This window comes from Streptomyces panaciradicis, from assembly GCF_023516615.1.
Taxonomy (GTDB): Bacteria; Actinomycetota; Actinomycetes; order Streptomycetales; family Streptomycetaceae; genus Streptomyces; species Streptomyces panaciradicis.
In genome coordinates this window covers 52,529-68,773 of the sequence record NZ_JAMGBF010000108.1, presented here as the reverse complement: position 1 = coordinate 68,773, position 16,245 = coordinate 52,529, and the positions used below count along the sequence as shown (strand labels likewise).

At 71.3% G+C, this 16,245-nt stretch carries 17 protein-coding genes; 8 read left to right on the top strand and 9 right to left on the bottom strand.

Going from position 1 to position 16,245, the window contains the following annotated elements; translation table 11 throughout:
• From M8J74_RS30875 to M8J74_RS30855, 5 genes are all read left to right on the top strand, one after another.
• Window positions 1–561 (top strand): ABC transporter ATP-binding protein (locus tag M8J74_RS30875; RefSeq protein WP_249839601.1); only part of this gene is annotated, 561 nt, incomplete at its 5' end.
• Window positions 548–1,438: an ABC transporter permease gene (locus M8J74_RS30870; protein WP_249839600.1), complete on the top strand. Its 891-nt coding sequence runs from the start codon at window positions 548–550 to the stop codon at window positions 1,436–1,438. The genes M8J74_RS30875 and M8J74_RS30870, both read left to right, overlap by 14 nt.
• Window positions 1,439–1,539: 101 nt before the next feature.
• Window positions 1,540–1,743 carry a hypothetical protein gene (locus M8J74_RS30865; RefSeq protein ID WP_249839599.1) on the top strand — a complete coding sequence of 68 codons (204 nt, stop codon included), beginning with the start codon at window positions 1,540–1,542 and terminating at the stop codon, window positions 1,741–1,743.
• A 53-nt stretch (window positions 1,744–1,796) separates the two neighbouring features.
• Entirely contained in the window at window positions 1,797–3,575 is a 1,779-nt protein-coding gene (locus M8J74_RS30860; RefSeq protein ID WP_249839598.1) for an ABC transporter ATP-binding protein, read from the top strand.
• 98 nt (window positions 3,576–3,673) lie between these two features.
• Complete coding sequence (locus M8J74_RS30855; protein ID WP_249839597.1) at window positions 3,674–5,617, top strand: multicopper oxidase family protein; 1,944 nt, start codon at window positions 3,674–3,676, stop codon at window positions 5,615–5,617.
• Between the two features lie 80 nt (window positions 5,618–5,697).
• Here the strand turns inward: M8J74_RS30855 and M8J74_RS30850 are convergent, their stop codons facing one another.
• A complete protein-coding gene (locus M8J74_RS30850) occupies window positions 5,698–5,934 on the bottom strand; it encodes a hypothetical protein (protein ID WP_249839596.1) in 237 nt (78 codons plus the stop codon).
• Between the two features lie 270 nt (window positions 5,935–6,204).
• Between M8J74_RS30850 and M8J74_RS30845 the strand changes: the two genes are divergently transcribed.
• Window positions 6,205–7,380 (top strand): glycosyltransferase, encoded by a 1,176-nt coding sequence (locus M8J74_RS30845; protein ID WP_249839595.1) that lies wholly within the window; start codon window positions 6,205–6,207, stop codon window positions 7,378–7,380.
• Between the two features lie 107 nt (window positions 7,381–7,487).
• Here the strand turns inward: M8J74_RS30845 and M8J74_RS30840 are convergent, their stop codons facing one another.
• Both M8J74_RS30840 and rfbA read right to left on the bottom strand, forming a co-directional pair.
• Window positions 7,488–8,561, bottom strand: a complete 1,074-nt coding sequence (locus tag M8J74_RS30840; RefSeq protein ID WP_249839594.1) for a glycosyltransferase — start codon at window positions 8,559–8,561, stop codon at window positions 7,488–7,490.
• Between the two features lie 60 nt (window positions 8,562–8,621).
• Complete coding sequence (gene rfbA, locus M8J74_RS30835; RefSeq protein WP_058920543.1) at window positions 8,622–9,491, bottom strand: glucose-1-phosphate thymidylyltransferase RfbA; 870 nt, start codon at window positions 9,489–9,491, stop codon at window positions 8,622–8,624.
• 197 nt (window positions 9,492–9,688) lie between these two features.
• On the opposite strand from rfbA, the gene M8J74_RS30830 reads away from it, so the two are divergent.
• A complete protein-coding gene (locus M8J74_RS30830) occupies window positions 9,689–10,717 on the top strand; it encodes a Gfo/Idh/MocA family protein (protein WP_249839593.1) in 1,029 nt (342 codons plus the stop codon).
• Window positions 10,718–10,800: 83 nt separating this feature from the next.
• Here M8J74_RS30830 and M8J74_RS30825 read toward each other — a convergent pair whose 3' ends face one another.
• From M8J74_RS30825 to M8J74_RS30810, 4 genes are read right to left on the bottom strand one after another with little or no spacing between them, the layout of a single operon-like run.
• A complete protein-coding gene (locus M8J74_RS30825; protein ID WP_249839592.1) occupies window positions 10,801–11,400 on the bottom strand; it encodes a dTDP-4-dehydrorhamnose 3,5-epimerase family protein in 600 nt (199 codons plus the stop codon).
• A 20-nt stretch (window positions 11,401–11,420) separates the two neighbouring features.
• On the bottom strand, window positions 11,421–12,080 hold the full coding sequence (locus M8J74_RS30820; RefSeq protein WP_249839591.1) for a sulfotransferase family protein: 660 nt from the start codon (window positions 12,078–12,080) through the stop codon (window positions 11,421–11,423).
• Between the two features lie 20 nt (window positions 12,081–12,100).
• Entirely contained in the window at window positions 12,101–12,541 is a 441-nt protein-coding gene (locus M8J74_RS30815) for a carboxymuconolactone decarboxylase family protein (protein WP_249839590.1), read from the bottom strand.
• Between the two features lie 57 nt (window positions 12,542–12,598).
• Complete coding sequence (locus tag M8J74_RS30810; RefSeq protein ID WP_249839589.1) at window positions 12,599–13,627, bottom strand: methyltransferase; 1,029 nt, start codon at window positions 13,625–13,627, stop codon at window positions 12,599–12,601.
• A gap of 210 nt (window positions 13,628–13,837) precedes the next feature.
• Between M8J74_RS30810 and M8J74_RS30805 the strand changes: the two genes are divergently transcribed.
• Window positions 13,838–14,455, top strand: coding sequence for a mycothiol-dependent nitroreductase Rv2466c family protein (locus tag M8J74_RS30805; RefSeq protein ID WP_249839588.1), 618 nt, complete (start codon window positions 13,838–13,840; stop codon window positions 14,453–14,455).
• A 3-nt stretch (window positions 14,456–14,458) separates the two neighbouring features.
• On the opposite strand, the gene M8J74_RS30800 is transcribed toward M8J74_RS30805, so the two are convergent.
• Together M8J74_RS30800 and M8J74_RS30795 are read right to left on the bottom strand one after the other, a co-directional pair.
• Window positions 14,459–15,337, bottom strand: coding sequence for an NmrA/HSCARG family protein (locus M8J74_RS30800; protein ID WP_249839587.1), 879 nt, complete (start codon window positions 15,335–15,337; stop codon window positions 14,459–14,461).
• A gap of 94 nt (window positions 15,338–15,431) precedes the next feature.
• Window positions 15,432–16,160 (bottom strand): SDR family NAD(P)-dependent oxidoreductase, encoded by a 729-nt coding sequence (locus tag M8J74_RS30795; RefSeq protein ID WP_249839586.1) that lies wholly within the window; start codon window positions 16,158–16,160, stop codon window positions 15,432–15,434.
• Between the last annotated feature and the right edge of the window lie 85 nt (window positions 16,161–16,245).

The following is a 16,245-nucleotide window of genomic DNA, read 5'->3' as shown; positions in this document are numbered from 1 at the left end:
GGCACCATCACCACCGACGGCCGGCCGGCGCTGATGTTCCAGGAGCACGCCCTGTTCCCGTGGCTGAGCGCGGGCAAGAACATCGAACTCGCCCTGCGCCTCAGTGGCGTCGACCGCGCCGAGCGCCGGATGCGGGCCGAGGAGCTGCTGGAACTGGTGCGGCTGAAGGGCGCGTACGGCAGGCGGGTGCACGAGCTGTCCGGCGGGATGCGCCAGCGCGTGGCGCTGGCCCGGGCGCTCGCGCAGGACAGCCGGCTGCTGCTGATGGACGAGCCGTTCGCCGCGCTGGACGCCATCACCCGGGACGTGCTGCACGACGAACTCACCCGGATCTGGGCCGAGAAAGGGCTGTCGGTGCTGTTCGTCACCCACAACGTGCGCGAGGCCGTCCGGCTGGCCGAGCGGGTGGTGCTGCTGTCCTCCCGCCCGGGCCGGATCACCCGCCAGTGGCGGGTGGGCATGCCGCAGCCGCGCCGGATCGAGGACATGGCGGTGGCGGAACTGGCCGTGGAGATCACCGAAGAGCTGCGTGGGGAGATCCGCCGCCATGGCCGGCGCTGACACCGCGGTGGACGACGCCGGCGGCCTGTCGGGGCTGGAGGCGGGCCTGGACGCGCTGGAGACGGTGCCCGCGCCGCGCACGCCGTGGCGGCAGATCCTCAAGGAGAAGATGCTGCCGCCCCTCATCGCCGTCGCCCTGGTGCTCGGCCTGTGGCAGGGCCTGGTGTCCTTCGGCTTCGTCGACGATCCCACCAAGCTGCCCGCCCCGGCCGCCGTGTGGCAGGTCATGCGGGACGCCTGGCTCAAGGGCGACCTGCTCGGCTACATCTGGACGTCGCTCTCGCGCGGCCTGCTCGGCTTCCTGCTGGCCCTGGCGATCGGCACCCCGCTGGGACTGCTGGTGGCCAGGGTGCGGTGGATACGGGCGGCGATCAGCCCGATCCTGTCCGGCCTGCAGTCGCTGCCGTCGGTGGCGTGGGTGCCGCCCGCGGTGCTCTGGCTGGGTTTGAACAACAAGATGATGTACGCCGTCGTCCTGCTCGGCGCGGTGCCCTCCATCGCCAACGGCCTGATCTCCGGCGTCGACCAGGTGCCCCCGCTGTTCCTGCGGGCCGGCCGCACCCTGGGCGCGAGCGGCCTGAAGGGCATCTGGCACGTCACCCTGCCGGCCGCGCTGCCCGGCTATGTCGCCGGCCTCAAGCAGGGCTGGGCGTTCTCCTGGCGTTCCCTGATGGCCGCCGAGATCATCGCCTCCTTCCCCGATCTGGGGGTGGGGCTGGGGCAGTTGCTGGAGAACGGCCGCAACGCCAGTGACACGGCGATGGTGTTCGAGGCCATCGTGCTGATCCTGGCCGTCGGCATCGCCGTCGATGTGCTGCTGTTCAGCCCGCTGGAACGCTGGGTGCTGCGCAGCCGCGGCCTGCTGTCGAGGGGCTGAAGACGGTGCCTCCAGCGGGGCTTGAGCGATGACCCGCCGCTTCTTGAGAGCGCTCGCCGAAGGTGGCGAAGGAAGGGTTGGCCGGCGAAATGGAGACCGACATGCGGGCATGGCACACATCCGCCTTCAGGGCCATCGGCCGGAACCTCGGCGAGGGGCTCATGTGGATGGCGATCGGCTGGTACGGCACCTACCTGCCCACTCCCTGGACGCAGTACGTCGGTCCGGCCGGCGAGGCGCCGTGCCTGCCGCCGCTGTCGCAGGAGGAGCTGGCCCGGTTCGACGAGCTGGTCAGCAAGTGGTGAGAACCGGCCGCGGCAGCCGTCGTCCGAAGTCGAGCGAAGAGAAGGAGACCAGGGTGAGGACCACCGGGCCGGCCACTGCCCGCCATCCCGTCCAGAAGCGGCGCATCCTCAAGCTGTTCCGCCCCTACCGCAAGAGCCTTGGGGCCGTGGCGTTCCTGGTCGCGGCGTCCTCGCTGGTCTCCCTGATCAACCCGTTCCTGATCCGTGAGATCGTCGACGTGGCGCTGCCGCAGGGCCGGACCGGGCTGCTGTCCCTGCTGGCGTTGGGCATGGTCGCCGTCGCGGTGGCCAACAGTTCGTTCAACGTGTGGCAGACCTATCTGTCGGCGCGGGTGGGCCAGTTGGTCATGCACGACCTGCGCACCGCCGTCTACTCGCATCTGCAGCGGATGTCGCTGGCGTTCTTCACCCGCACCCGCACCGGTGAGGTCCAGTCCCGCATCGCCAACGACGTCGGCGGCATGCAGGTGACCGTGACGACCACCGCGACGGCGCTGGTGTCGGACGTGACGACCGTGCTGGCCACCGTCACCGCCATGGTCCTGCTCGACTGGCGCCTGACCCTGGCGTCGCTGGTCGTGCTGCCGGGCTTTGTGTGGGTCAGCCGCCGCGTCGGCGACGAGCTGCGGGTGCTGACCCGCTCAAGGCAGCGGCAGTTCGCCGACCTGTCCTCCAACGTGCAGGAGTCGCTGTCGGTCAGCGGCATCATCCTCGGGCACACCATGGGCCGTTCGCGCTCGCTCAGCGACGCCTTCGCCGCGCAGTCGCGCAAGCTCACCGACACCGAGGTACGCGCGAGCACGGCGGGCCTGTGGTACCAGTCGACGATCTGGGTGGTCATGGCGGCCATGCCCGCGGTGATCTACTGGGTGGCCGGGCTGACGGCGAGCGGCGGCCGCATGGCCGTCTCCATCGGCGAACTGGTCGCCTTCGTGACCCTGCAGCAGATCCTGTTCCGGCCCGCGCAGCGGCTGCTGACGATCGGTCTGGACATCCAGAGCTCGCTGGAGCTGTTCGGGCGGATCTTCGAGTACCTCGACCTGCCCGTCGACGTCGCCGAGCCGGAGCGGCCGGTGGTGCCGGCGCAGCTGCGGGGCGAGGTGCGGCTGCACGACGTGTCCTTCCGCTACGCCGGCGCCGAGCGGCCCACCCTGGACGGCATCGACGTCACCGTGCCGGTCGGGCGCAGCCTGGCCGTGGTGGGCGGCACCGGGTCGGGCAAGACGACGCTGAGCTATCTCATCCCGCGGCTGTACGACGCCACCTCGGGCAGCGTCACGATCGACGGCGTCGACGTGCGCGAGATGTCCTTCGAGACGCTGTCGGCGGCGGTCGGCGTGGTCTCCCAGGAGTCGTACCTCTTTCATGCCTCGGTCGCCGACAACCTGCGCTTCGCCAAGCCCGACGCGACGGATGCGGACCTCGTCGCGGCGGCGAAGGTGGCGCACATCCACGACTATCTGATGTCGCTGCCCGAGGGCTACGACACGGTGGTCGGCGAGCGGGGCTACCGCTTCTCCGGCGGGGAGAAGCAGCGGCTGGCGATCGCCCGCGCGGTCTTGCGCGATCCGCCCGTGCTGGTCCTGGACGAGGCCACCAGCGCCCTGGACACCCAGACCGAGCGGGCCGTGCAGCAGGCCATCGACGCCGCCAGCGCGGGCCGTACCACCATCACCGTCGCGCACCGGCTGTCGACGGTCCGCGGCGCCGACGAGATCATCGTGCTGGATGGGGGGCGCATCGCCGAACGCGGCACGCACGAGGAGCTCCTCGCGCTCGGCGGCCGCTATGCCGCGCTGGTGCGCCGGGACACCGAGATGGCAGCCGTCTAGGCTCCGGCCCGCCCCCGGGCCGGGCGGAGCGGTGAACTCCCTTTGCCTGGACGGGACTTCGAGCGGGTGTGCAGCGGGTATTGCCTACTATCCGGCAGATGGAGAATCCCTCTGCCGACATACCCGACTCGCCCCTGTTCAAGCGGCGCACGCTGCTGCGTGGCGGCGCCGTGGCCGGCCTGGCCTCGCTGGTGTCCGCCCACTCCGTCTTCGCCGCGCCGCACGATGCCGGCCCCGGCGGGCCCGAGCCGTCGGCGGAGAAGCTGATCCTGACGAAGTTCCAGGACCCGCTGCGCATCCCGCGGGTGCTGCGGCCCATCGAGCGCGGCGGTCACGACGAGCTGACCGTGCGGCTGCGCACCGCGGAGGTGCGGGTGCACTCGCAGATGCCCGCGGTGCGGATGTGGACGTACGAGGGAAGCTATCCGGGGCCCACGATCGAGACGGTCCGCGGCCGCCGGCTGCGCATCGCCTGGGAGAACGAGCTGACGGGCACGATCCCGGTCACCGCCGTCGACTTCGGTGCGCCCGGCGGCCCTTCCCCCGATCCGCTGTCCAACTACCCCGGCACCGCGGGCTGCCAGGAGGTGGCCGGGGTGGCCGGCCTGCAGCCGTGGGCCGCGGTGCACCTGCACGGCATGCTGACCGGGGGCGGCAACGACGGCTGGATGGAGAACCTGATCGCCCCCGGCGACGTGCAGCTGTCGGCGTACCCGAACGACCAGAGCGCGACGGCGCTGTGGTACCACGACCACACCCACCACGTGAGCCGCTTCAGCGTGTACGCCGGCCTGGCCGGCCTGTTCGTCTGCCGCGACGAGGAGGAGCAGGCACTCGGTCTGCCGCGGGGCCGGCACGAGGTGCCGCTCATCCTCAGCGACCGCAACTTCGACCTCGATGCCTCGGGCGCGCTCACCGGACGCCTGGTGCACAAGGTGGAGATGGTCGGCACCAAGCTCATGCGCACCCACGCCGCCCCCTACACCCTGGTCAACGGCGTGATCTGGCCCTACCTCGACGTCGACCCGCGCGGCTACCGGCTGCGGATCGCCAACACCGCCAACTCCCGCATCTACCGGCTGATGCTGCTGGCCGACGGCCGGCCCGTGCCCGGCGCCCTGAAGATCATCGGCACCGACCAGGGCCTGCTGGAGGCGCCGCTGCCCCTGGAGGGGGCGCTCAACCTCTCCCCCGGCGAACGCGCCGACGTCCTCGTCGACTTCAGCGCCTTCCGCGGCCAGGCCCTGAAACTGGTCAACACCATGGAGGGCGTGGTGCCCGGCGCGTCGAGCGCCCGCAACGATCTCCTCGAACCCGATGTGATGCAGTTCCGCGTCGCCGACCGCAAGCCCGCCCGGTTCACCCCGCCCACGGTGCTCTCCTCCACGTTCGAGCGGATGAGTCACCACGACATGCCGCACGACACCGCGCCCCGGTGGGTGGTGCTGGTCGGCCCGGGTACGGCGAACGTGCCCGAACTGTGGGAGATGGAGGAGGTGACGGACGCCGAGGCGGCGGGCCTCACCTTCCCCGCCGCCGGGATCGTCCAGGTCAAGGACGCCGACGGGATGCTCACCACGCTGCGCCGCACCGCCATGGACTACGACGACGGCCGTGCGTTCACCGTGGCCCACGACAGCGTGGAGATCTGGAAGTACCTCAACCTCGCCGCCTCCCCCCACCCCATGCACATCCACCTGGCCCACTTCCAGGTGCTGGCCCGCGACAACTACGACGTGACCGGCTTCGACCGCACCGTGCGCGGGACGGCGAGACCGGTGGCGTATCTGAAGGCGGCCGCACTCGAACCGCACGAGCAGGGCGAGAAGGACGTCATCAGGGTGGGCACCGCGGGCGAGATCCGGCTGGGCCCCAACGGCACCCCGGGCGAACTGGTCACCGTCGCCGTCCGCTTCCCCGCCATTGGCCGCGGCGTGCACCACTGCCACATGCTGGAGCACGAGCAGCACATGGTGCGCCCCCTGGTGGTCTCCCCCGCCGACCACCTCCACGCCGGCCATCACGCCGGCACCCCTCACTGAGCCGTCAACGACGAGTGCCCGCGGCGGTGGTCGGCGCGGGCACTCGCAACACAAGAACAAAGAGGGGGGCGGCGGGGCGGTCAGGCGGCCTTGCGGACGATCTCCACCGGGCCGGAGTCCAGCAGGGTGCGCACGGACGCCTCGCCGTCGGCGACGTCCAGGTCCATGTCGTGCAGCAGACCGATGACGTTGCGCACCACCTTCTCCGGCTGCGTCTTTTCCGTGCCCTCCCAGACCAGCTCCGGGAAAACGGTCAGATAGACCTTGTCGTTTCCCTGGCTGTAGATGTTCACTTCCATGACGTCACGGAGAGCCATCCGGGCTTCGTAGATCAGGTTGTTCATGTGCCACCGACTTTCGGTATCCGGTTTTCTGAGGCTTCCTGGCCACACGTACCGACCTCATGATGGTCAGCGGCCGAAGAGTGCGCAACGACGCCTGGAGAATAACCCGTTCAACTGCGGGAAATCCGCGCCTGAACGGGGTTGCCAATTGCCGGTGTTTGACAGAAAACGGCCGCGCTGCGGACCATCGGAACAGTTCGCGAATGCCGCAGGCCGCATCCCACGAAAAGCATCCGGAGTGCCATGAAAATCCTGTTCATAACCACGGGCAGTCAGGCCACCTACTATGCCGCTGCCCCGCTGGCGACGGCCGCGCGCAACGCGGGCCACCACGTCATGCTGGCCGCCCACGAGCCGTGGGTGGAGACCGCGGAGGCCATCGGCCTTCCCACGTTCTGCTTCACCGTCGACCCGATCCGGCACTTCATGCGGATCAGCAACCCGGGCAAGGGGCTGCGCTTCCCCCGCGAGCTGGGCGACGAGGAGATGTTCGGGCAGGGCCGCGGCTTCGCGCAGATGGGCCTGGCCGGGGTGAAGTCCCTGCTGGAGCTGGCCAAGGACTGGACCCCAGACGTGGTCGTGGGCAGCTCGCAGAGCTACGCCGCGATGCTGCTCGCCGCCCACCTGAAGGTCCCCTACGTGCGCCACATCGAGTACCTGGGCATTCCGCTCACCGGTATCGACCCCGGCGCCGAGGCGGAGCTGCGCCCGGAGATGGAGCGCCTGGGCGTGGACGGGCTGCTCACGCCCGATCTGCTGCTGGACTCCACCCCGCCGTCGCTGCGCCCCGTGCACGACCCGGCCGCGCAGCCGATGCGCTGGATCCCCAGCAACCCCCAGCGCCGGCTGGAGCGGTGGATGTACACCCGGCCCGAGGGCCGCAAGCGCGTGGTGATCACCTCGGGTTTCCGCAGCCTGATGTTCCGCGACCCGGGCTGGTCCATGCCGCTGCTGGTCAAGGAGCTGGAGAAGCTGGGCGCGGAGGCGCTGATCGCGGCGAACCCCGGCGCGGTGGAGCGGTTCGGCGCCGAGCTGGGCACCGCGCGGGTGGGCTGGATCCCGATGGACGTCACCGCCGCCACCTGTGACCTGGCGGTCCACCACGGCGGGGCGACCACCGCCACCACGCTGATGGCCAACGGCGTGCCGCAGCTGGTCATCCCGGAGAACCCGCCGGAGTTCCCGCCGAACTACCACCGGGAGGCCATCGCCAAGGCCATCACCGACTTCGGCGCCGGCAAGACGCTGTGGCCGCAGGCCCAGGAGCCCGACAAGGCGCCCGGCGAGGTCATCGCCGCAGCCTGCAAGGAGCTGCTGGAGAACCCCAGCTACACCGAGCGGACGCAGTTCATCGCCAAGGAGATCGCGACGCTGCCCACGCCCGCCGAGATCGTGCCCCGGCTGGAGGCGCTCATCTGACGGCCGGCACGTCGGCCCCGGCAGCGCAAAGTCGCCCCGGAACCGCGGAGAACCTCTCCGTCGGTCCCGGGGCGAGCTGCGTGGCACGCGCCGCGGGGGCTCCCAGGTCAGCGGGCGGTGAGGGCCTCGATCTCGCGCAGCACCTCGTCCGGGGTGGGCAGCGTGGCGGCCTGGGCGGCCACGGCGCGGGCCCGCTGGGCGTACCGGGGCTCGCCGAGGATCTCCAGGCAGCCCGCCACGACCGCCGCCTGCGGGTCCTGTCCCTGCGGGCGGTGGCGGTCGACCATGACGGCGGCGCCGTAGCCGCTGATGGCCTCGGCGACGGCCTTGCCGTAGCCGTTGTCGGGCACGATCAGCTGGGGCACGCCGGCGTTCAGGAGCGTCATGGCCGTGGTGGCACCGCCGTGGTGGACGGCGAGGTCGCAGGTGGGGGCGACCACGTCCAGCGGGATCCAGCCGATGCGGACCTCGCCCAGCTCGGCGGCGTAGCGTTCGGCGGCCTCGGGGAGGGCCGCGATCAGCACCTCCACGCCCGCGTCGGTCAGCTCCTGCACCAGCGGGCGCAGCGAGCCGGCGGAGGTGTCCAGCAGCAGGTTGCGGGTGCCGGCGGTGATCAGGGCGCGGCGGCGGCCCTCGGGGCGGGTGTACATCCACGGCTCGATACGGCGCTGGCTGACCCGGGGCACCCAGCGCATCGCCCGCGCGGCCGGGGCGCCGGGCGGGCGCAGCGGGGGCGGGCACAGGTCGATGAACAGGTCGGGGTCCGGCAGTTCGGTCAGGCCCAGGCGCTCAAGCTGGGGGGCCAGTTCGGCCACCGCGGTGGCGTCGCGGCGGGCCATGGGGGCGATGTGCCAGATGTGGCGGACGTAGGGCACCTTCAGCTGCGCGGCGAGCACCCTGGGCACGTGGGACAGGCCGCCGACGACGAGGTCGGGGCTCCACTGCCCGGTCAGTTCCAGCAGCGCGTCGATGCGGCCGGCCGCCGTCAGCGCGTCCTGGCCGTAGCGCATGCGCTCAGGAGTGATGCAGACGGCGGGCAGGCCGACGGACTGGGCGGCCGCCATCAGCGGTTCGTCGGCGGCCAGCAGGATCTCGTGGCCGGCGTTGCGGGCGGCGGCGGCGAGCGGGGCGACGCCGAAGACGGCCGCCTGGCTGCCCCCGACGGTGAACAGTATTTTCATGGGCTTCGCACTTCTTTCCGTTGCGGGGCGGGAGCGTGCGGTGCGCGGTTTGCGGGGGCTTCAGCCGGCCTGGGCCATCTCCATGACGTACTGGCCGTAGGAGGAGTGGGCCAGGCGGCTGCCGAGCCGGTAGCAGGACTCCCGGTCGATGTAGCCCATGCGCCAGGCGATCTCCTCCAGGCAGGCGATGCGCACGCCCTGGCGGTGCTCGAGCACCTGGACGTAGTCGCCGGCCTCCATGAGCGCGTCGTGGGTGCCGGTGTCCAGCCAGACGAAGCCGCGCCCCAGGGGGATCAGGCGGGCCTGGCCGCGCTCGAGGTAGACGCGGTTGAGGTCGGTGATCTCCAGCTCGCCGCGTTCGGAGGGCCGCAGCCGGCGGGCGATGTCGACGACCTGGTTGTCGTACAGGTACAGGCCGGTGATGGCCAGGTTGGTGGCGGGGTGGGCGGGCTTTTCCTCCAGGGCGACGAGCCGGCCCTGCTCGTCCAGGGTGCCCACGCCGTAGCGCTCGGGGTCGCGGACCTGGTAGCCGAACAGGACGCAGCCCTCGATGTCCTGCGCGGCCCGCTGGAGCATGGGCCCGAACTCGTAGCCGTGGAAGATGTTGTCGCCCAGCACCAGGGCGACGGAGTCGTCGCCGATGTGGTCGGCGGAGACCAGGAACGCGTCCGCCAGCCCGCGGGGCTTGTCCTGCTCGGCGTAGGTCAGGGTGATGCCCAGCCAGGAGCCGTCGCCCAGCAGCCGCCGGAACATCTCCGCGTCCCCGGGCGTGGTGATGATCTCGATTTCGGTGATCCCCGCCAGCATGAGCGCCGAAAGCGGGTAGTAAATCATCGGCTTGTCGTAGACCGGGAGCATTTGCTTGGAGACCCCGAGAGTGATCGGATGGAGCCTCGTGCCATTGCCGCCGGCCAGGATGATGCCCTTCACCGTGGCGCCTCCTCAGTAACTTCGTGCCTATTCAGGCGGTGCCCGCACTTTATCGGCGTCGGCCACCCGGCCGAAAGGTTCCCCGGCGTCCGCCGCAATCGAATTGCCTGCCTGTTGACAGGCCGGGGTGTGCTTACTCAGGCTGACGGCATACCGGTTCAGGCATGCGCTTTTACTGTCATCGTTTAGGTGGACCTGTGGAAAACGAAGATCTGACGCCCGATCTCGAATCCGAGCAGAGCGCCGGTATCGGCATCATCGGATGCGCCGACATCGCCACCCGCCGGGCCCTGCCCGCGATTTCCCGCTCGCCGTTCCATCTGGTCGCGGTCGCCAGCCGCTCCGCGGACAAGGCCCGGCGCGTGGCGGCCGGCGCCGGCTGCGCGGCGGTGGAGGGGTATGAGCGGCTGCTGGAGGTGCCCGGCATCGACGCGGTCTACATCCCGCTGCCCAACAGCGAGCACGCCACATGGGCGCGGCGGGCGCTCCAGGCGGGAAAGCACGTCCTGATCGAAAAACCCGCGGTGCCCGCCCCGGACATGGCCCAGGACCTCGTCGCGCTCGCCGAGGAGCGCGGCCTGGCCCTGATGGAGAACTTCGCGTTCCTGCGCCACCCCCAGCACAGCCAGGCGCAGGCACTGCTGGCCGACGGCGCGATCGGCCAACTGCGCTCCTACCACGGCACGTTCGGTATTCCGCCGACCGATCCGCGCGGCATCAAGTACCAGGCGGACCTGGGCGGCGGGGCGCTGTGGGAGGTGGGCTGCTATCCGGTGCGCGCAGCCCAGGCCTACCTGGGGCCGTCGGCGCGGGTGTTGGGCGCGGCCTTGAGGTGGGATGCGGAGCTGGGCGTGGATGTGTCCGGGGCGGCGCTGCTGGGCGACGACGACGGGGTCACCGCGCACTGCTCCTTCGGGCTGTCCCACGGCTACCGGTCGGCCTACGAACTGTGGGGCAGCGAAGGACGGCTGGTGCTGGAGTGGGCGTTCACGCCCTCGGCGAGCGCCCGCCCGGTACTGCGCCTGGAGCAGAAGGACCGCGAGACACGGATCCGGGCCTCGGCCTCGGACCAGTTCCTGGGGGTGTTCACCGCCTTCCACGAGGCCGTACGCAACCCGGCGGCGCGGGCCGAGCACCACCGCGACCTGGTGCGGCAGGCGGGGCTGATGGCCGGCATCCGCGCCCACGCCCTGGGCGGTGAACGCCTGGTGAGCAGCGGCCGGTGAAGGGCGGCGGGGCAGACGGGAGAACGGCGGGCGGCATCCTTGGGGGATGCCGCCCGCCGTTCTCCCGGGCGCGCCTGCCGGCTTCAGCGGGCGGGGGTGAGCGGGCGCGGCGGGCACTGGGCGTAGGTGGGCAGCAGGCCGGCCGCTGCCGCCTGGGCCAGGGTGGGCGCCGCGGCGTCCTTGTCCGAGCGGATCGGCGGCTCCTTCAGGTCCCACGGCAGGGCGAGGTCGGGGTCGAGCGCGTCGACGTCGATCATCGTGCCCGGCACGTACTCCTGCGAGCACAGATAGCTCATGCAGGTGTCGTCGCTCAGGGCGAGGAAGGCGTGCCCGACCCCGTCGGGCAGGTACACGGCCGTCTTCGTCTCGGGGCTTTGCAGGGTGACGTCGTAGTGGCCGAACGTCGGCGAGCCGACGCGCAGGTCGACGGCGATGTCCAGGGCGCTGCCCCGCACGCAGGTGACGAACTTGTCCTGGCCGGGCGGCACCGTGGTGCCGTGGATGCCCCGCAGGGTGTTGCGGCGCGACACCGAGTAGTTGACCTGACGGACCGTGAACTCCCAGCCGCTGGCGGCCAGCAGCTCGCTGGCCCGCACGGACTCGAAGAAGTGGCCCCGGCGGTCCTCGATCGCCTCGGGCTGCAGGCGGTACGCGCCGGGGACCGTCATTTCCGTGATCAGCACCGTAGCTCTCCTCGCCGAACTCAACCGGTGGCGCCCGCGGCGCCGGCCGCCCGGGCGATGCGCTGCCGCATGGACGCGGTGTCGTTGGTGCGCGGGAAGGCCTCGCGCGGGACGTCGACACCGAGGAAGGCGCACAGCGGCTCCCAGCCCTGCTGCACGTCGTAGACGAGGACGTTGTCCGCGCCCAGGGCCCGCACCACGTCCTCGTTGTGCCGGTGGTAGACGTCGATGGCGTGGTCCTTGTCGGCGAACCGGCCGCCGAACAGCCCGTCCCAGACCATGGCGCGGGTGATGCGCAGCAGCCGGGCCTGGGCACTGCCGGGCTCGGGCGCACTGGCCATGCTGCGCAGCGCGAACTGGTACAGGGTGTCGTGGGTGCTGCGGTACCAGCCCTCGGCGTCGCGCACCGTGAGGATCATCTTGGCGTCGGGGAAGGCCTGGCTGAGCTGGCGGTAGTACAGGGCGCAGGGGCCGTCCACCGCGGCCCGGTAGCCGGCGAACAGGGCGGCCCAGTCGGGGCGTTCGCCGTCGCAGACGACCTTCTCCCACTGCCGCAGCCGTTCGCCGTCGCCGACGATGTCGAACATGTGGAAGGACGGGCCGCGGTCGAGCCGGTCCAGGGCCGCCTTCAGCGAGGTCGTGCCGGTCCTGCCCAGACCGGCGTTGATGAGCGTGAGCACGATGGCCCTCTTCCCTAATCTCAGCGCCAGGCCGCGTCGTCCTGGCGGGTGGCGACGTTGACCCGGTTCCACAGGTTGACCAGGCCGATGTGCATGACCAGGGCGCCGAGTTGCTCGTCGGTGTAGTACTGGGCGGACTTCTCCCAGACCTCGTCGGAGGCCATGTCCTGCGGGTCGCTCATCAGCGTGACGGCCTCCGCCATCTCCAGCGCGTGCCGCTCGGCCTCGTCGAAGCAGGACTCGGTGCGCCAGCCGGACACCCGGGGCAGCCGTGCGTCCCACGCGCCGGCCTGCTCCTCGGGGAAGGTGTAGACGCGGCCGTTGATCTCGCTGACCCGCAGCCGGACGAGATCGAGGGTGGTCTTCGGCACGCCCGTCCTGCCGATGACCTCGGTCAGGTCGAGCAGGGGCTGCAGGGCGCCGGGAACGACCAGGGAGGGGTTGTCCATCCGTGCAGTCATCGGGTCATCTCCAGTGGGGTGTTCGGGAAAAACAGGTCGGATGCTGGCTGCCGGCGCTCAGACCGGGATGCCCTCGATGAGGGAGATCGGCGCGCTGGTGGGCACGGCCCGGGTGAGCTTGAAGCCGGCCTCGGCGAACAGGGCGGTGTACTCGGCGAGGGTGCGCTCCTGGGCGCCGAGCATCAGCATCAGCCAGAGGTCGATGGTGTTGCCCAGGTGCTTTTCGTTGCCCTCGGGGATCACGTACTCGATGACGAGGAGCTTGCCGCCGGGGGCGATCGCCTCGCGCGCGTTGCGCAGCGCGGTGAGCGCGTCGGCCCGGGAGAAGTCGTGGATGATGTGCTTGAAGACGTAGGCGTCGCCGCCCGTGGGCAGCTTGTCGAGGTAGCCGCCGTGCTCGATGGTCAGCCGGTCGGCGACTCCGGCCGCCTCGAACAGCGCCGGCGAGTCGACGGTGGCGACCTTGGAGTCGTACAGCACGCCCTTGGTGTCGGGTGCCTGCTTCAGGATGCCCGCCAGGAGGTTGCCGCGGCCGGCGATGACGTCCACGACCGTGGTGAAGCCGGAGAAGTCGTAGGCGGCCAGGATCGGGTCGGTCTCGGAGGCCGAGAGCCCGCCGAACGCCTCGAAGAACACCCGGGCGTAGTCGAGGTTGGCGTGGAAGAAGTCCAGTGCGCCCATGCCGCGCAGCTTGGGCAGGTTGGCCTCGCCGCTCTCCACGGTGGCGGCCAGGTGCCCCCACTCCTCCCACAGCGTGGGGTGGCTCATCAGCAGGGCGAAGCCGCGCATGGAGTCCGGGGCGTCCTCGCGCAGGTGCTCGGACATCGGGGAGTTCTCCCAGCGGCCGTCCGCACGCCGGGCGAACACCCGGTGGCCGGCCAGCGCGCGCAGCAGGCGGTGGGTGGCCTGCGCGTCGGAGCCGACGCGGGCGGCGATGTCACTCACGGACAGCGGGCCGCCGGCCAGCACGTCCGCGACGCCGAGCCGGGCCGCGACCGACACCGCCTGGGTGATCACCGCGCCCTGGATGACATGGAGCAGCGCGTAGGAGTCGGACTGGTCACGAACCTCGGGCAGCACGGACATGCCTTCCTTTCGGAGCGCCAATTCTCGTGGATTTAAAAGACCATAGGTCGGCGATTCGGAATGCCGCAACTTCCGTATTCCCGGCATGTGTTGCGGCTCGTTCAACCGGGGAATTGAGCGGTTGAACGGGGTTTTGTCGAGTCCTGCTCCAGTGAGATTCCGGGGCGGCTTGTCAAATTGTTCCGGCCCGGCTACGTCGAGGAGGCCCCGTTGCGGTACGACACCCCAACCCCGGTGGATTTCTGGTTCGACCCGACCTGCCCCTGGGCGTGGATGACCTCCCGCTGGATCCTCGAGGTCGCCCGGCAGCGGCCCCTTGAGGTGCGCTGGCATCTGATGAGCCTGACCGTGCTCAACGAGGGGCGGGCCGATCTGCCCGAGCGCTGGCACCGCGACCTGGCCGTGCGGCTTGAGCCGGTGCGGGTGTGCGCGGCCGCCGAACAGACCTACGGCCCGCAGGTGCTGGGCGATCTGTACACCGAGCTCGGCACCCGCTTCCACCTGCAGCAGGCGCCCAAGGAGCACGCCACCTATGCGGCGGCCCTGACAGCGGCGGGTCTCGACCCCCGCCTCGCCGACGCGGCGGGGGCCGAGACGTACGACGGCGCGGTGCGCGCCTCGCACCACGAGGGCATCGGCCGGGTCGGCGAGGAGGTGGGCACCCCGGTCGTCGCGGTCGGGGACGTGGCGTTCTTCGGGCCCGTGGTGACGCCGGCCCCGCGCGGTGAGGCCGCGGTGCGGCTGTGGGACGGGGTGCTCGCCGTGGCGGCGACCGAGGGGTTCTTCGAGCTCAAGCGCACCCGCACCCGGGGCCCGGTCTTCACCTGAGCCTCAGCGGGCCGCCGCCGCCACCGGCGCCGTCCAGTTCTCCGCCAGCCAGCTCTGAAGCGTGATCAGGCCGGGCCGGGTGCGGCGCAGTTCGTCGAGGTCGGCGCGGTAGCCGTCGCGCTCGAACCAGTCGAACATGTTGGCCAGGTCGGGGCGGGCGTTTCGCAGCGGCTCGATGGGCAGCTGCTGGTAGCGGGTGGGGATGCCCGAGGCCGCTTCGAAGGCGGCGGCCATCTGCGGCCCCGTCAGGCAGTCGCCGGCGATCTCCACCGTGCGGCCCAGCCAGGCGTCCGCGTCCTCGAAGGCGTCCGCGGCGAACACGCCGATGTCGGCGGTCGCGATGAGCTGCACCGGGACGTGCGGGTCCAGCCACATGGCCAGCACCAGGCCGTCCCCGGCCGGGCGGGGGGCGATGTCGAGCAGGATGTCGTGGAACATCACCGGCCGCAGCACGGTCGTGGGCAGATCGAGGGTGGCCAGGTACTGCTCGGTGCGGTGCTTGCTCTCGAAGTGCGGGACCCGGGTGTCGCGGTCCGCGCCGCCGACCGAGCTGTAGACGAAGTGCCGCACCCCGGCCCGCACCGCGGCATCGGCCACCGCCCGGGCCTGGCGCTCCTCGGCCTCGACGCCGCCGGGCCCCCGGAAGGTCTGCACGCTGAACACCCCGTGGACGCCGTCCATCGCCGCCGCCAGGGAGGCCGCGTCGTCCATGTCGCCGCGGACGAGGACCGCGCCCGCCTGTTCGAGCGCCCGCGCCTGGTCCTTGGCCGCGTCGCGGACCAGGGCGTGCACGCGGTGGCCGCGCCGCAGCAGTTCGCGGGCGACCGCGCCGCCCTGCCGGCCGGTTGCGCCCAGCACCAGGATCGTTCCCTCAAGCGCCACTGTGTCTCTCCAAGTCTCGTGCCCGCCGGGCAGCGCGCCCGGCGGTGCGGTGGGATGCGGCGGCCCTTTCGGCGGCCGCCGTACATCGGGCGCCCTACCAGGGGACGGGTCCCTCGTCCGCCAGGCACACCCCGGACGGGCCAGAGGCCTCCAGCAGGGCCAGGCGGACCACGACGGCCGCCCCCTCGGCGGGGGTGCGCCGGCCGCGGTGGTGGTTGATGTCCGTGGCCACCACACCGGGCAGGGCCGCGTTGACCTTGACGGACGTCCCGCGCAGCTCCTTGGCGTAGGCGAGCGTGAGCGCGTTCAGCGCGGTCTTCGACGACTGGTAGGCGATCATGTTCACGGCCGCCAGCGGGGAGTCGGCATCCGAGCCCAGGGTCAGCGAGGCGGTGTGGCTGGAGAGGTTGACGATCCGGCCGGCCTTGGAGCGCTGCAGCAGCGGCAGCATCGCGCCGGTGACGGTGACCACGCCGAAGACGTTGGTCTCGTACACCTCCCGCAGGTCCGCCGCGCGCGCGGCGCTGGGCGGGCCGGTGAAGGTGCCCGCAGTGCCGGCGTTGTTGACCAGGATGTCCAGGCGGCCGTGCCGTCCTTCGATGGCGGCTGCGGCCTCGGCGACGCAGTCCGCATCGCGCACGTCCAGGCGCAGGGCCGTGGCGGCGATGCCGTCGGCGGCCAGCGCGTCGGCGGCCTGCTTGCCCAGCGTCTCGTCCCGCGCGCCGACGATGACGGTGATCCCCCGCTCGCCGAGTGCGCGTGCCACGGCGAATCCGATGCCCTTGTTGGCACCGGTGACCAGGGCGATCTTCTCGTCCGTCACGTCAGCTTCCTTTCACAGGGGCCGGTAATGCGCGCATTCACCGGGGGGAGAAAAAATCCCGAAGTCACCCGACGATATTGCTGCG

What these genes read in the sequence shown, in the direction of transcription:
- M8J74_RS30870 (WP_249839600.1), top strand. Translation starts at nt 548, where the DNA reads ATGGCCGGCGCTGACACCGCGGTGGACGACGCCGGCGGCCTGTCGGGG.
- M8J74_RS30865 (WP_249839599.1), top strand. Translation starts at nt 1,540, where the DNA reads ATGCGGGCATGGCACACATCCGCCTTCAGGGCCATCGGCCGGAACCTC.
- M8J74_RS30855 (WP_249839597.1), top strand. Translation starts at nt 3,674, where the DNA reads ATGGAGAATCCCTCTGCCGACATACCCGACTCGCCCCTGTTCAAGCGG.
- M8J74_RS30850 (WP_249839596.1), bottom strand. Translation starts at nt 5,934, where the DNA reads ATGGCTCTCCGTGACGTCATGGAAGTGAACATCTACAGCCAGGGAAAC.
- M8J74_RS30845 (WP_249839595.1), top strand. Translation starts at nt 6,205, where the DNA reads ATGAAAATCCTGTTCATAACCACGGGCAGTCAGGCCACCTACTATGCC.
- M8J74_RS30840 (WP_249839594.1), bottom strand. Translation starts at nt 8,561, where the DNA reads ATGAAAATACTGTTCACCGTCGGGGGCAGCCAGGCGGCCGTCTTCGGC.
- M8J74_RS30815 (WP_249839590.1), bottom strand. Translation starts at nt 12,541, where the DNA reads ATGACTGCACGGATGGACAACCCCTCCCTGGTCGTTCCCGGCGCCCTG.
- M8J74_RS30810 (WP_249839589.1), bottom strand. Translation starts at nt 13,627, where the DNA reads ATGTCCGTGCTGCCCGAGGTTCGTGACCAGTCCGACTCCTACGCGCTG.